Below are 13,860 nucleotides of genomic sequence, written 5' to 3'. Positions count from 1 at the left end.
GACGACGTGCCCCTCCCGTGCCCGTTCGGTCGGGAAACAGCGGGGAGTCACGGTCGCTGGCGGACAACGCTCACGAGAACGGCCCCTGACTGATTTACCTGGTCAGGGGCCTTTCACCTGCGGTGGGTGTGGGATTTGAACCCACGGTGACTCGCGCCACGACGGTTTTCAAGATCGTGTACCGCTTAACTCGCCTATTGAGACTCCACCGACCTCACGGCAGCGGCAAGCCTCAAGCGGCAACATCACCCCAGCCAACGCACGCGGATAGCGCGTTCACCGCGTGGTCCATCATCGGCTGGGTCGAAAGCAACTGAGACTCCTTCGATCAAGTAGCCCCACTGCTCCTGCGAGCACAAATTGCTCAGATGAAAGAAGTAGTCGGATCTCCATGAACGAATAAATCCGAACATTCGCTCTGGATTCTTGTTCTTGACCGTACCGATTCTACGGCCTAGTAGATCCGGATCGACTGCTCGGATCCTGTCCCTCAAGCGAGCCGCAAAATTGTCAAAACTTCCCGCCAGGAAATCGTCATCGACCTTCTCGCGCAGCTCGTCGCAGATTGCAGATAGCTGAATGAGACGGTCTGCACCTTCTCCGTTCAGCGTCTCGACACGTGAACCTTCCGCGAGCTCAACCAACGCTTCGATGAGCTCGGCTACTTTATCGAAAGCGAGTTCATTACTCTGCTTGCGGGAACCATACACGGCTGCCCGGCCGCCCATTGTCAGTGCGACTGATGCGTCCTCCGTGGAGGGCCTAAGCGACATGGCGTGAGCAGCGCTGGTAACCGCCGAGTCGAAATCAGTGAGTTGGATGTGAGCCCAAGTGATTTCCAGAATCACCGACGGCGGCACATCTGCAAGCATCGCTGATTTCTGCAACAGCCCTAGTCCAAGTTGTGGATCAATCCCATCATTGACCAAGAACGATCCATAGAAATAATTCAACGTTGGCGAGTCAGGCGCTAGCTCAATTGCGCGCTCGAAAGCCGCGCGAGCCGCTCCGGTATCACGGGTTCCAGTGCGGACGAAAGCCTCAACGCGCCACGATTCGTGGTAGACGGGCGCCAGCGTTTGTGCTTCACGACAGGTGATGAGGGCTGCGTCGTATTCACCTCGGTCGTACTCGCGCAAAGCCTCCCGTAGGATTCGAGCAACACTGAAGTCCCCGGGGCCTTTCACGTCAATGGTCCTCGGGTCATACGGGGAAGCCGTACTTTCGGCTTGCAAGGCGACGCCGAGTTCCGTCAGTTCTTTGCTTCTAGTTTCAAACCACAAGCGCTGCTCAGATTTGACCGCATGCCTAGTGTCGAGGTACTGCTTCCCAAAATCTGATAGATGGTAGGTGGTCTCTGATGTATCCCCCATAGACGCGCCTTGCATCTGCACAAAGTTGGTCCTCATCAGTTCCAGGAGACTCGACTGTATTGCGCTTGCGGAGTAATCGTTGATGAATGCCAACTCCGCCTGACTCCGACGCCCGGGGAGTACCTGCATAGAGCGAAGCACTGAACGCGCCGCATCGGATAGATACCCGTACACGTTGGACATGCAGAAGTCGAGGAGTAGCTCATTTCCCTGAAGTAGCTCTTCCGGCCTCTTGCCGGCCTGAACGCCAGCAACAAACCACCGGATGTAGGCGGGGTGCCCCTTCATGGCTTGCACCATCTTTGTGACAGCTGGCGCCGGGAGCCCTTGAAGTGCCTTCACATCACGAATCCTTGCCAACGCGTATAGAAGACGGGTGGCTTCATGATCTGACAAGGCCGAGAGAGAGACAGGGTTTTCAATGCCGAGCCCGATACGGCTAGTGATCATCACCTTACTTCCCATTGGAAGGTCAAGCAAGAAGTCACGAAGCCTTTGGTCCAGGACAGTTTCCAAGTTGTCCAAAATCAACAAGACGCGGAAATGTGCAAGATATTCAAGGACCTCCTCCATCGGGTCGCTGGCGGATGCCGCCTTCTTGCCCCCCAACTGCTCGGCCGCTGAGGCAAACAGCCCGAGTGAACTCTCAATAGCGTCACTGATGCGCTGAATCTCATTGACTGTCAGAATCGTAGCCTTCGCCGACACCCACACAAAAGCATCGAACGTGTTCTTTGGGTCGTCGAGAAGCTCGTATGCGGCTTTCAGTGCGATCGATGTTTTGCCGATTCCTCCATCGCCAAGGATCGACACCACAGGGTATGCACCCTTAATCGCCTTCTTGATGCGATCAACTTCTTTGCGGCGCCCAAAGAAGCCTGTCTCATCGAATTCTGGCGCAGGCAGGTTATGCTGGGGCGCATTGTCTGGATCCGCTACTAGGCTAATAGTGAGCCCTAGGACGGACGCTGGATCCTCTTCAATTCGCCGCAGCGCCACACCAGCGTTGGTCCACAGTTCAGTGGATGACTCACACGCCTCCTCAATGGCGTCGTAAACGGCGGCCAGATCGTCCACTTCCATCGGGCGCGTGTGTGCCACCCTGTTACGAACTTGCGTTAGTTTTGCGATCCGTGGAGCGAACTTCGACAGCGCGTCCTGTGCATCTTCTGGAAGCCTGTGCTTAAGAGTGGCCAACACTTAGTAGGCGTCAGAAAAATCCAAATATGGGACGAGCGAGCCGAGAGTCTTCTTCGCCGTTTCTCCAATGTCGCGACTACGCCGCGAAAGGGCCTTCTCGTACCGCTCACCCTTAAGCAACGACTTGGCGTCGTCCTCATCCGAGGAAACATCTAGAATCGCATTCCGCAAGTCCTCTTCAACAGCAGAAAGGATGGCGAAACAGGTCAGGCGTGTAGCAGTTGAGCTCACCAAGTCCCCCCGGACATGCAGCCTAGACGGCACACTGAGGCATATAAGCATGATGGACAAGATCTTCCGATGTCCAGACTCTTGCCTGAAGTCAGAGGGTTGTCTGCCCTCGGGCGCATCAGTGAAAACTCTGACCACACGAGCTGCGTATTGGCACACCGCAGCACCCCCGCTCGGGCCGCCCCTGGGCCGTGCGAGGCTGCTCAACGACGACCAACGCTGACAACCGTCGACAGTCAAGTCGCAGGTCGCAGCGTTGATCGAATGCACGGCCGCAGGTCAGAGACCCGGCCCTTCACTTCTTCGGCTACTGATCGCACCCGGCAGCGCTTGACGTCGCCCACTAGACACTGTTTCTCGGATCATGTGCGGAGCCAGACCGTGGCTGCGAGGGGCTGCTGTCCCTGACGGCCGCCGCCGCGGACTGCAAGCTCCGCCCGCCCCAGCCGCCGTGTCGTTGGATTCGTCTTTGGTTTCGTGAAGGGGAAGCAGAGGCTGAGCGCCCACGGCCCCGAGAGCCTTCCCTGGAGCTACGGTCCGGAAGGCCGCGTGCCACAGGCGTGCCACATCATGCGGTCAGTCACGGTCAACGACGGTTCGCCGCAGTCGAGATGCACCGCTGGTCTGGGCCTCGCTGAACGCTGGGCGACCTGCGCGCCTTCGCTGGCTCGTACAGCCGCCCTTACGAGGCCGCGGTGCCCGGTCTGCAGCCGTGGCTCATGTGGTCAGCCAGTACTCTGCGGCCAACAGCCCGCCGATCTTGGAGGCTCCGTGGCCCGTGCTGCTCTCACCGAACCGGATCGGCTGTGGTCGGCACAGGAGGTTCTGTTGCGTCCCAGTCCCGTGCCGGCGGCGGCCGGGGTCTACGGGTGGTACTTCGAGAAGGCTCCCTGTGCAGATCTCGCTGCCGGGCGCCTGCTCTACGTCGGCATAGCCCCGCGACACATGGCGAACCGAACCAGCACGCAGAACCTGCGCAAGCGCGTGCGGTATCACTACCGGGGTAGTGCGGCCGGATCGACGCTTCGCCGCACCCTCGGCTGCCTGCTCGGGCTTGAGCTGCGCCGCGTAGGCAGCGGGAAGCGCATGACCTTCGGCAAGACCGGGGAAGCCGCCCTCAGTCAGTGGATGGCGGAGAACGCCCGAGTGTGCTGGATCGAGCATGACGAACCGTGGACCATGGAGTCGGAGCTCATCTCTCAACTCGACCTGCCTCTGAACCTCGACCAGAACCGGCACAACCCGTTCCACGGCCGCCTCAAGGAACTGAGATCCCAAGCCCGTCAACGAGCACGGGAGTTGGCCGTCAGCGCATAGCCCGTCGGTCTGACATCACCAGCTGACATCAACGGCGGCGAACGATGGTGCACCGAAGCGGCCACAGCCGGATCGGTGAGCGACCAGCAGGCCCCGTTCCGGCACGCCGCACCGCACAGCGAGCGAACTTACAAGGCGGATGTCGGCGGTTCGAAACCGTCCGCGCCCACCAGTCTCAGGACACGAACAAGGCCCAGGTCAGCCGGTATGAATCCGGTGATCTGGGCCTCTGTCGTTTCCGGCCGGTGGGGGCCGCCGTGCCACTCACGTGCCAGATGGACCGCGCGGAGGCCGCTTCACCTTCTTGATCTGACCGTCGACGTAGTCGGCGATCTGGTGGTCGCGACTGTTGACGAGGTGCTGATAGATCAGCGCGGCCCGCACCGACGAGTGGCCCATGCGGTGCATCAGCTCGCGGGTGGTGGCGCCACCGGTGGCAGCGAGCGTGTTGCCGGTGTGCCGGAGATCGTGGAAGCGGACGTCACCGAGACCGGTCGCGGCGAGGGCGCGGAGCCAGAGCCGCCGGAAGTTGTTCCGCCGCAGGACACCACCGCGGGCGCCGACGAAGACGAGCCCAGTCCGGCCGGCCTCCGAATGCTCCGCCAGGTGGTGCGCCAGCTCGCGCACGAGCGAGGCCGGGAACGCCACGGTGCGGACACCCGCCGCGCTCTTGGGCGCCTTGACCGTGAGGCCTTCGGTTCGGGTTTCGGCGTACGAGCGGCGGACAGACACGGTGCGAGCTTCCAGGTCGATGTCCCGGCGCTGGAGAGCGGCCAGCTCACCGAAGCGGAGCGCGGCGAACGCGGCCAGGAGCACCAGGGCGCGGCAGTGCGGCGGGACCGCGTCGGCGAGCCGGTACACCTCGGGCACGGAGAGGAACGGACGCTCGGTGTGGGTGACCGTTCCCGCACTCTTGACCCGGCACGGATTGCGCTCGATCAGCCCGTCATCCACGGCCGTGTTCATGATGGCCCGCAAGAAGAGGATGGCAGCTTCGCGGTTGCTCACCGGGCGGTCGAGAGTGCCGGTCGTCTCTGCCGCTTTGGTCGCGTACTTGGCGACGCAGGAGGCGACCGCCTGTTCCGTGAGCGCGGAGCCGTCGCCGAAAGCCCGCACGGGGCGGATGTCGAGCTGCCTGCCCCACTGGAAGGTGCGTGCCGGCTGGTCCCCAGCGGGGGCCACGGACACGGAGGCGTACTGGTGGACCGCGGCGGCCTGGATCGAGTCGGCCAGGAGTTCCGTTGTCGCCCAGGCCGGCGGGGGTCGTAGCGACGCAGCCGGGCAGACCACAACCATCCGCCCCCGCACTGAAGCAGACCTACCGGGAGCGGCGGCGGCCCTTGTCACCGTTCACGCCGCTGACGGATACCCGGTGGAAGGTGTCGACGCCCCATTGGAATGGCTAAGCCCCGCGGGCGTTCTTCAGGCGTGGGTGGCGGAGGGGGGCGGCAAGATCGTCGGGCATGCCATGCTCAGCCGGCCGCAGGGCGAGGACGCCGTGGAGATGTGGCTCAAGCAGAGTGGCGACACCGCGGACCACGTAGCCGTAGGCGCCCGTCTGTTCATCGCACCCGAGGCGCGCGGCGAAGGGCTCGGCGAGCGGCTGATCCGGACCGCGTTCGACTACGCCCGGGACCACGGACTACGGGTCGTTCTCGACGTGATGACCAAGGACAAGGCAGCCATCCGGCTCTACGAGCGGATAGGGATGCAGCGCATCGGGACCGCCAGGCACGCGTACGGCGAAGGGCAGGAGATCGACGCTGTCTGTTACGTCTCCCCAGCCCCCGAAGCCTGACCGGGTGCCGAAGGCGGGTCCGTGCGAAGCCACGCGCGCTTGTGCCGGGCCACCGCGAACAGCGAATCGACCTGTTCCAGGGTGAGTTGACCAGTCAACGGCGCCAGGGCGGAGACCTCCCGTTCCTGGTAGGTCCGCACGGTGTGCTGCGTCGGTGCGCGGACCACTGAGGCGACATCGACGAAGGCGAGGACGGGCACCACGTCGGGAGCGAAGTCGGCGTAGCGTTCCAACACCCTTCGCACATAAGCGGCTTCCGCCTTGCTCGCTGCGGGGTACGGGTGCGGGGAACCGTTGACCTTGGCCACCTCGTCGCCGACCCAGACCGAAGCACCGGGGTGCCGCTTCGTGTTGACGACGAACACCCCGCCGGGACCGATCAGCAGGTGATCGATGTCCCCGCCATTGCCCTTGGGGATGCCGTGCAGGACTCGCCAGCCATGAACGGTGAGACGTTCCAGCTCACGGCCCACCCTCTTTTCCCCTTCGAGGCCGTCAAGCCACGACTCCCAGCCCGAGGGGCGTTTCAGCAGCTTGGACCAGGCTCGCGCAACAACCGAGGGGCCACGAACGGCCATGTCGCTGAGGAGTGCTGCACCGGGAGGGTTCTTCGCCAAGTCATCGGCAACGGTGAGTTCGGGCAGAGACAGTGGACGTCGATCATCTCGGAGCGTCGCCGGGGGTGAAGGCTGCTGAGGAGGCTGGGCCGGCCGAGGCCGACGAGAAGGCGAGGCGTCTGGGCGGTCGGTGCGCACGGTCACCGGATCGCCGAGGCGTTGACGGAGTAGGGCGACAGCTTCATGCCGGTGCTCGGTGACCTTGACGGTGATGACCTTGGAATCCCGGTCCGCCCACGCGACGGGCGTGCCGTCCGGCAGGTTCACGTAGAGCCTGTCCTTGCCGTGTCGCTTCCACGGATTCACCGTGAGGTCTGCCATCGGCTCCGCCCCCCCCAAGTGCGCATTTGTCCCCAGCACTCATGGCAGCAGCCGACGATGCCCCTGTACAAGGGCGCCATGCGGCCAAACTTTCCCTACATTCATCAAGGCCCGCGCACGGCGCGGGCGCGCGCCGCCTTGTCGGCGGGGCCGCCGCCCTGTCTTCGCCAGCGGCGGCCCCGCCCTGCGGCGCGCTACGTGCTGCGGGCGGACGAGAGAAACCCGCTGTGGCTGGGGCGGTCGGCGTAGCGACTTTAGCCAGCCACTTTGGCGCGAGCCTCGCAGATCATGGCCCCAACGTCGTGCTTTACCGGGCAGGTCCACAAACTGCCCGACGCGCCGGAAGCTTACGGGGCCATGATCACTCGCGCCAAAGCAGCTCCCGGCCAAAGTCGTTCCGCCGACCTTCGCGGGTCAGTGCCCGTAGACATGACCACGTACTAGCGGGTCGTGCTCCAGGATGAAGTCGGACACGTCCCAGAACTCGGACAGCTTCGGGTGCTGAAGAGCGGCATCGCGATCGAGCTTGGTGCCGAACAGCGGACCGTCCGGAAACGCGAGCCCGGCAGTCACCAGGGTCGAAGCCGGGGTGTTCTGCCCAGCCACTGGGCCGACGCGACAGGCGAACGCGACGTGATCGGTCCACTGCTCAGAGCCAGAGCCCCACGTACCGAAGATCACGTCTATCCACGCATCGTGGTCCTTGTCCTTGTGGTGGTAGCAGTTCGCGAAGTAGGTGGCATACGCGGCACCGTCGGCGTAGATGAAGTTCCACGCTCGTTCAATGGGAGCTTGGCAGCAGTCACACTGAAACTCGCGGGTCTGCCGGTCCGGGCCAAAGGTCAGTGACATGCTGGACATCATGCGGCACGGGCGGCTGCGGGAAGCACGAGCCCCCGCCAGCCCCTGTCACGGGCTCACAGGCCGCGTGGGAGCCGACCAAGGCCCGGGGTGGGATTGGGACGCGGAAAGGCCGAGAACCCGGCAGAGAGCCACACTCCCCCTACGTGCCCGAACGAGCAGCAAGCGGCGGGGAACAACGGGGAACCTCAGCAAGCGGGGCGGGAACGTCCAGGTCAGCACTCCACCAGGTCAGCCCGGGTCCGGTTACGCGATCTTCCAAACTGGTGCCCTGGCGGCAGCGTCCAGCGGACCGAAGCGTCCTCAGAGGGTGAGAAGCCACACCACGACCCCAATGGGGGTAAGAGCCGAGACCAGGCCGAAGGCCAGAAAGGCGTAGGCCGCGGCCCTGAGCACCTTGTGTCGCTGGGCGCGGCACGCCGCGAAGCAGGTGAAGCCGATGATCGCGAAACACGGCACGACGACGAAGACGAAGCCCAACGCCCACACGCCCGCCTCCCCTCGGCCCGAGCCACGTACAGCAGGAAAGTACAGCAACCGCCGTGACCGCAGCCGACCGGTACCAGCCGCCGGTGCCTGGCTGACCAGCCGAGGAGACCTCAGCGACCGTCCCGCCCGTAGTTCGCATCGAGGGGGCGCGTGAGTGTCTAACTGCGTGACAACGCCGACGAACAGCGGCAGACAACCGCGCACGTCTGCGGACCATCCCAGCAGGTGAGAGGCGCGTCAGCCCGAGGCCAATCGCACGCCCAAGTTGCTTCGGGACGAAGAGGTCGTGAGCTAAAGGCCGTCGCGCTCGATCAGCGAGCCGTCAGGTCCGAGTGTGAAGAGCCGCGGCGGGCCCATGGCCTCCATGGCCCTTCGCAGCTGCGCTTCCACCTGCGGGCCGCGCAGGGCGTTGACCGCACGGCCTGCCAGGCCGATTGACCGACCGCAGTACACGGTCACCGCCGGTCCGGAGAACCGTGCATCAGGTCGCTGCTCCAACTCAAAGTCAGCCAGTTTGAAGCGCACCCCGCGCCGATCGCGCGGATCGGGAACCCGGGCCAGCGCATCGAGCAGCCCCGGCGGCACCACCGCCTCGGCCGGAGAGAGTGAGGGCGCCGCGTTCAGCGCAGGAGGCGTAGGCGATGGTGGGATAGCGAGCACGGCCTTGCGGATCTTGAAGCGTAGACAACTCCATGATCCACAAGTGTCGTGCTCGTCTCATATCCGCGCCCCTCCGCGCTCTACGCGATCAAACCGGGCGAACGCGGCTCTCCCCGGGTCCTGGGGCAGCACCCCGAACGACATGAACTCCTGCAGCGAACCCGATGACGCCCCGTCAGCATCCATGGCCACGACGGAACTCTACGCACACAGACACCGAAATCCTCACAGAAAACAGACAAATGATCTTAAGGTTAGCAGTATTGCCCCCGGAAGGAGATCACCGAACTGCCACAGCTGCCATGATCTACAGCTGAAGGGTCTACGCCAAGGGTGGCAAAACGATGGGCGGATAAGCGTACTTTCAAGCGTGTTCAACCAGTGGTCGTCGCGCTGTTCCTTGGCGCATCCCACGCGCGGGTATCACACTGGGCAGTGCAACTGGGGGTGGGGAATGAACGATGCCGGATTTGGATCCGATCAACACCACGAATGGGACCAGCTTTGGAGGCTATTTAGTGAGCTGGTCAATTCACAGGAGGGCCTCGATCGTGCGACGATTGAAGGTGAATCCGTATCCGGTGAGCTATCTCCCATAGTGAGAGAGCAATCTCTGATTGTCCTTGAGGGTGTGGAAAAGATTATTGAGCGAACCGGGGTGTGGGAAAATTTGGCCTCCCGGGAAAGGGGGAAGTATCAGCTCGGCAAAAAGCAGAAAGCTGAGATGCAGACCGCACTGTGGTTGATCCTCCCGGCAATGTTTACTTACAGTGGATACCATCCTCCACCACCATTGGAGGCACTGGTGGCTGACGCTGCGGACGCTGTGATGGCTGCTGGCCGCCGTGGGGCACTGCGGCGGCGAGTCCCGGTGGAGGCCGCCCGGCAAGGCGTCGATGAACTCATCAGAACAGCTAGGCGGGAAATCAATTACGCCCCCGAGGGGCGATCCCTATGGGCTGTGGCGCGAGGGGTGCTCAGATCCACTCGAGAATTACTGCCGTTTCTGGCTTCCTCTATCATGGTGACTACTGCCGATTTTGGGGTTCCGGCTTTTTCGGACAGTCCCATCCTGGCTGGCACTTATCTGGCCATCCTCAATATGCTGGGGGGCTTGGCTGGCTGGCTTATGCCTGAAGTTCGGCAACTTCGCTCGGCCTACAGAGGGGGTGCGAAACGGAACTGGGAGCGGCGTGGTCGATACTCGGCTAATGCGATTGCACTCCCGATGGCTATCCATCAGGCGCGTGATTCGGCGCTTGACTATGTTCACGCTTCAGGCTGCCCTGAACCGCTGGAGTGGTGTGAGCGAGGACTGATTGTCGGAGTCCGCCATGTGAAGCGTTTGAAGAAGGCGAGCAATTGGCCGCCATTACTTCAAACGGATGTGCAGCATATGCTAATTCTCCTCGACCGTGAACTGGAAGGGAAGGCGACGTACTTGGCAACATGTCTTACGCGTCCGCTTGAACTCCCAACAACGCGTGACGGGAGGTATCTGGCGGATGAGCTCTCCTCGCTAGAAGAAACGGCGACTGATCTGCGTGGACTGTTGCCGACAGAAGGACCCTGATCACGTGTGGTTACTGATCCAGCCCGGCTGTGCGAAGGCGTGAAGCTGATACCACTCGCCCGTTGGCTGTCGTTGCTTCAAGATCCGCAAGGCCGTGCTCGCTATCCCACCATCGCCTACGCCTCCTGCGCTGAACGCGGCGCCCTCACTCTCTCCGGCCGAGGCGGTGGTGCCGCCGGGGCTGCTCGATGCGCTGGCCCGGGTTCCCGATCCGCGCGATCGGCGCGGGGTGCGCTTCAAACTGGTGACACTGCTCGCCGTGGGCGTGTGTGCCATGACGTGCGCGGGGCACAACTCGCTGACGGCGATTGCCGAGTGGGTCCGCCGCCTGGACCAGGACGTACTCGCCCGTCTGGGCAGCCCGTTCGATCCTTTCGCGCGCTGCTTCCGGGCGCCGGGGGAACGGACCCTGCGCGACCTGTTCGCCCGGGTGGACCCGGGCGCACTGACCGCGGCCGGATTCGCCCACCTGACGGCACTGACCGGCACGTCTGCCGGCGTACTCGACCCTGATGGCGTCCCCGAGCGGGAACAGCGCCGCGCCCATCGGGTGGCCAACCGCACGGGCGAGCAGCCACCACCGCGCCGCCAGGCGTTCGCGGTGGACGGCAAGTGCCTGCGCGGTGCCGTCCGCACCGACGGCAGCCGGGCCTTCGTCATCACCGCCGTCCGCCATGGCGACGCCCTCACCGCCGCTCTGCGCGAGATCGGCGCCAAGACGAACGAAATCCCCGAGTTCGCCCCGCTGCTGGATGCCATGGACGACGCGGACCTGGCCGATGCCGTCGTCACGGTGGACGCCCTGCACGCGCAGAAGGAGCACGCCCGCTACCTCGTCGAGGACCGAGGCGCCCACTACCTGCTGTCGGTGAAGAACAACCAGCCCACGCTGGCAGGGCAGTTGAGGGAGCTGCCCTGGAAGGACGTACCCGTGCTTCACCACTCCCGCGACCGCGGACACGGCCGGGAAGACGTCCGCGAGGTGAAGGTCTGCAGTGTCGACGGGCTGCTGTTCCCCCACGCCCGCCAAGTCGTGCGGATCCACCGCAAGCGGTGCCGCATCGGAACGACGAAATGGCAGACCGAGACCGTCTACGCCGTCACCGACCTGCCCGCGCACCAGGCAAGCGCGGCCGAGATCGCGGCCTGGGCCCGCGGCCACTGGATCATCGAAAACACCGTCCACTGGACCAAGGACGTCACCTTCGCCGAGGACGCCAGCCAGGTCCGCCGCCATCACACCCCCGCCGTCATGAGCGCACTACGCGACCTCGCCCGTGGTGCCCTTCACCGGGCCGGCTGGGCCAACATCGCCTGCGGCCGACGCGCCCACACCCAGCCCGAAGCCATCCTTGCCCTCCACGGAATCCCGTGATCAAAATGGACGATCAGGACTCTCCCCGGGGCCCTGGTACTTCGGTTGCGCTGACCATCTCGAGATCTGCCGTGCGGCGATGGCCTTCGGGCACAGTGGCGATCCCGCCTAGCGAGCCAGGACCTCAACAACCGGCCCGGCATGGCCAACGTCTACCACCAGCCGAGCGAGATCGGGTCCAGGTACTGATCGGGGCGGGTGGTGGTCTGGCGGGTGTGGAGGGCTGCTTCCACATTGGTGGCCACGACCACACCCGACCGCCACTAGCCGTCAATGGCCGACCAACCAGCCCGTTACTGACTTCGGCGCATCGAGGTGGTTGGCTGGTTTGTGCGGATGACGGATGGAACCGCCCTCGTCGGCCGGACTCCCTCGGAGTTGGAGCAGTGGATGTCCGATCGAGCCGAGAGCAGAGCACCTCGTACGGCCGCCGTACGAGGCGCTGCGGCATGGTGAGAAGGTCCGGAGACCCCGACGTCAGACCTTCCGGATCCGGTCGGCGATCTCCGGCCGCGCCGCGAACCCGGCCGCCTTGTATGTGGCGACGCCGCCGACGTTGGAGCTCGGCGTGCACACGCGCACGCTTGACGAGCCCATCTCCCGCAGTGCGGCCGCCCCGGCGACGGTGATCGCCCGGCCATAGCCGCGGCCGCGGTGGTCTGCGTGGACGCCCATCGGCTCGACCAGTCCCGGCTTCTCCGGGCTGGCCGACCAGACCGTCACCACCGCCGCGGGGTTGCCCTGGTCGTCGTAAGCACCCAGGCATCGGGCGTCGGCGTAGAACGGTGCCGCGGACATCTTGTGCCGGTACTCGCGCGTGGGCCTCGTGGTGTTGAACGCGGACCGCAGGACGTCGGCGAAGTCCTGTGCCTGCTCCAGGCCGATCTCCTTGATCCGCACGCCGGGGTCCTCCACCGCTTTGGCGAGGTCGCGGAAGAGCGGCGTCCACGGCTCGTCGACGCCCCAGCCCTCCTTGGTCAACAGGTCGTGGAGCAGCAGGCCCTGCGGCGCCTCGATGGATACCGCTCCTTCCGGCAGCACGCCGCGCTCGGGCAGCGAGAAGTCCTCGATGAGCCGCCGCGCCAAGTCCTCGTCATGGAAAGCGTCGGGAGCGACCGTCATCCGCACCACCGTCGGCGAATCCAGCATCCCGACAGCGAGGATCCGTCCGTCCCGGCTCCAGGTCCGGACCACCGCGGCCGTCTCGGCCGTTCCGAACCGGTAGTTCCAGCCGATGTCCCCGGGATGCAGCTGCATCGGCGCTTCGTCGTGCTGCCACTCCCGCAGCGCCGCAATAGCCTCGCGCACTCCGTCGGCCGTCGGCGTACTCAGCACAATCGTCATAGCCGGGATCAGACACCCCGTCTCGGTGGCGTGCAACCAATTAACTGACCAAGTGTTCAGGGTGATGGTGGCGGGAGGTCGATGGCGAGTCCGGTCCCGGCGAGGAAGCCGTCGAGGACGTCGGGGCGGTACTGGAAGCGCTTGAGTCGGTTGCGCACGAGCGCGGCGAGTCGGTCGAGGGCAACGCTGGCGAAGTTTGCGAGGCTGTGTTTCACGTGGGCCCATAGGTACTCGACCGCGTTCAGTTCGGGTGCGTAGGCGGGCAGGGTGAACACCGTCAGCCAGGCGCGTACGTCGATCAGGTCGCGCATCTTGTGGGAAACGTGGGTGTTCAGGCGGTCCCACACGAGCACGATCGGCGCCTTGACCAGTTGGTGCACGCCGTCGACGAGGGCGATGCAGTCGCGCTCGGACAAGCTGCGGCGCTCGCCCTTGCGTCCGGTGTGGCGTCGCAGACGGTGGCACAGCCGGGTCCGCGAGCCCGGACGCATTGCGATCAGCCCGGCGACCGAGACCCGCCCGGAACCCCGGCCGTTCACCTTCACGACCGGGGTGATGCCGCGCCGTCCCCAAGTACGTCCGGTCGGCGGCCTCCGGGTGAACCCCGCCTCGTCGCTGAGTAGGCCCGGGGCGCGGTGCCGGGATTGCTCCCGGTCCGTTTCCCCGGACCTCTCGCCGAACCCGCCGTGCCTGTTACCAGG

12 protein-coding genes are annotated in these 13,860 nt (G+C 64.5%); 4 read left to right on the top strand and 8 right to left on the bottom strand.

The features are described 5' to 3' along the window. Positions 1-245: 245 nt before the first annotated feature. Positions 246-2,456, bottom strand: coding sequence for a cold-shock protein (locus ACZ4RZ_RS43525; RefSeq protein WP_467753098.1), 2,211 nt, complete (start codon positions 2,454-2,456; stop codon positions 246-248). Positions 2,457-3,632: 1,176 nt separating this feature from the next. Here ACZ4RZ_RS43525 and ACZ4RZ_RS43520 point away from each other — a divergent pair. Further along, complete coding sequence (locus ACZ4RZ_RS43520) at positions 3,633-4,121, top strand: GIY-YIG nuclease family protein (protein WP_467753097.1); 489 nt, start codon at positions 3,633-3,635, stop codon at positions 4,119-4,121. 264 nt (positions 4,122-4,385) lie between these two features. Here ACZ4RZ_RS43520 and ACZ4RZ_RS43515 read toward each other — a convergent pair whose 3' ends face one another. Beyond that, positions 4,386-5,417, bottom strand: coding sequence for a tyrosine-type recombinase/integrase (locus ACZ4RZ_RS43515; protein ID WP_467753096.1), 1,032 nt, complete (start codon positions 5,415-5,417; stop codon positions 4,386-4,388). Positions 5,418-5,514: 97 nt separating this feature from the next. On the opposite strand from ACZ4RZ_RS43515, the gene ACZ4RZ_RS43510 reads away from it, so the two are divergent. After that, the gene (locus tag ACZ4RZ_RS43510) at positions 5,515-5,919 is read left to right on the top strand and encodes a GNAT family N-acetyltransferase (protein WP_467753095.1); all 405 of its coding nucleotides are present in this window, start codon (positions 5,515-5,517) and stop codon (positions 5,917-5,919) included. On the opposite strand, the gene ACZ4RZ_RS43505 is transcribed toward ACZ4RZ_RS43510, so the two are convergent. The 4 genes from ACZ4RZ_RS43505 to ACZ4RZ_RS43490 all read right to left on the bottom strand — a co-directional run bounded on the left by ACZ4RZ_RS43505 (position 5,892) and on the right by ACZ4RZ_RS43490 (position 8,867). Further along, positions 5,892-6,803 carry a nuclease-related domain-containing protein gene (locus ACZ4RZ_RS43505; RefSeq protein ID WP_467753094.1) on the bottom strand — a complete coding sequence of 304 codons (912 nt, stop codon included), beginning with the start codon at positions 6,801-6,803 and terminating at the stop codon, positions 5,892-5,894. The two genes, ACZ4RZ_RS43510 and ACZ4RZ_RS43505, sit on opposite strands and share 28 nt — an antisense overlap. Positions 6,804-7,271: 468 nt before the next feature. Further along, positions 7,272-7,709 (bottom strand): hypothetical protein, encoded by a 438-nt coding sequence (locus ACZ4RZ_RS43500; RefSeq protein ID WP_467753093.1) that lies wholly within the window; start codon positions 7,707-7,709, stop codon positions 7,272-7,274. Positions 7,710-8,021: 312 nt separating this feature from the next. Further along, positions 8,022-8,207, bottom strand: a complete 186-nt coding sequence (locus ACZ4RZ_RS43495) for a hypothetical protein (protein ID WP_467753092.1) — start codon at positions 8,205-8,207, stop codon at positions 8,022-8,024. Positions 8,208-8,498: 291 nt separating this feature from the next. Beyond that, positions 8,499-8,867 (bottom strand): hypothetical protein, encoded by a 369-nt coding sequence (locus tag ACZ4RZ_RS43490; protein WP_467753091.1) that lies wholly within the window; start codon positions 8,865-8,867, stop codon positions 8,499-8,501. Between the two features lie 454 nt (positions 8,868-9,321). Here ACZ4RZ_RS43490 and ACZ4RZ_RS43485 point away from each other — a divergent pair, with 454 nt between their 5' ends. Together ACZ4RZ_RS43485 and ACZ4RZ_RS43480 are read left to right on the top strand one after the other, a co-directional pair. Then, on the top strand, positions 9,322-10,440 hold the full coding sequence (locus ACZ4RZ_RS43485) for a hypothetical protein (RefSeq protein WP_467753090.1): 1,119 nt from the start codon (positions 9,322-9,324) through the stop codon (positions 10,438-10,440). 94 nt (positions 10,441-10,534) lie between these two features. Further along, positions 10,535-11,815, top strand: coding sequence for an ISAs1 family transposase (locus ACZ4RZ_RS43480; protein WP_467753089.1), 1,281 nt, complete (start codon positions 10,535-10,537; stop codon positions 11,813-11,815). Positions 11,816-12,292: 477 nt separating this feature from the next. Here ACZ4RZ_RS43480 and ACZ4RZ_RS43475 read toward each other — a convergent pair whose 3' ends face one another. Continuing rightward, positions 12,293-13,159 carry a GNAT family N-acetyltransferase gene (locus ACZ4RZ_RS43475; RefSeq protein WP_467753088.1) on the bottom strand — a complete coding sequence of 289 codons (867 nt, stop codon included), beginning with the start codon at positions 13,157-13,159 and terminating at the stop codon, positions 12,293-12,295. 56 nt (positions 13,160-13,215) lie between these two features. Continuing rightward, on the bottom strand, positions 13,216-13,860 hold a 645-nt coding region (locus ACZ4RZ_RS43470), incomplete at its 5' end, for a transposase (RefSeq protein ID WP_467753087.1).

Source organism: Streptomyces sp. NPDC027189 (assembly GCF_055566975.1).
Note: the sequence above shows the minus strand (reverse complement) of the source record. Positions and strands in the feature narration are given on the sequence as shown.

Coding starts and splice junctions, on each gene's coding strand:
- ACZ4RZ_RS43525 (WP_467753098.1), bottom strand. CDS start 2,456: ATGGAAGTGGACGATCTGGCCGCCGTTTACGACGCCATTGAGGAGGCG.
- ACZ4RZ_RS43475 (WP_467753088.1), bottom strand. CDS start 13,159: ATGACGATTGTGCTGAGTACGCCGACGGCCGACGGAGTGCGCGAGGCT.
- ACZ4RZ_RS43485 (WP_467753090.1), top strand. CDS start 9,322: ATGAACGATGCCGGATTTGGATCCGATCAACACCACGAATGGGACCAG.
- ACZ4RZ_RS43500 (WP_467753093.1), bottom strand. CDS start 7,709: ATGTCACTGACCTTTGGCCCGGACCGGCAGACCCGCGAGTTTCAGTGT.
- ACZ4RZ_RS43515 (WP_467753096.1), bottom strand. CDS start 5,417: ATGGTTGTGGTCTGCCCGGCTGCGTCGCTACGACCCCCGCCGGCCTGG.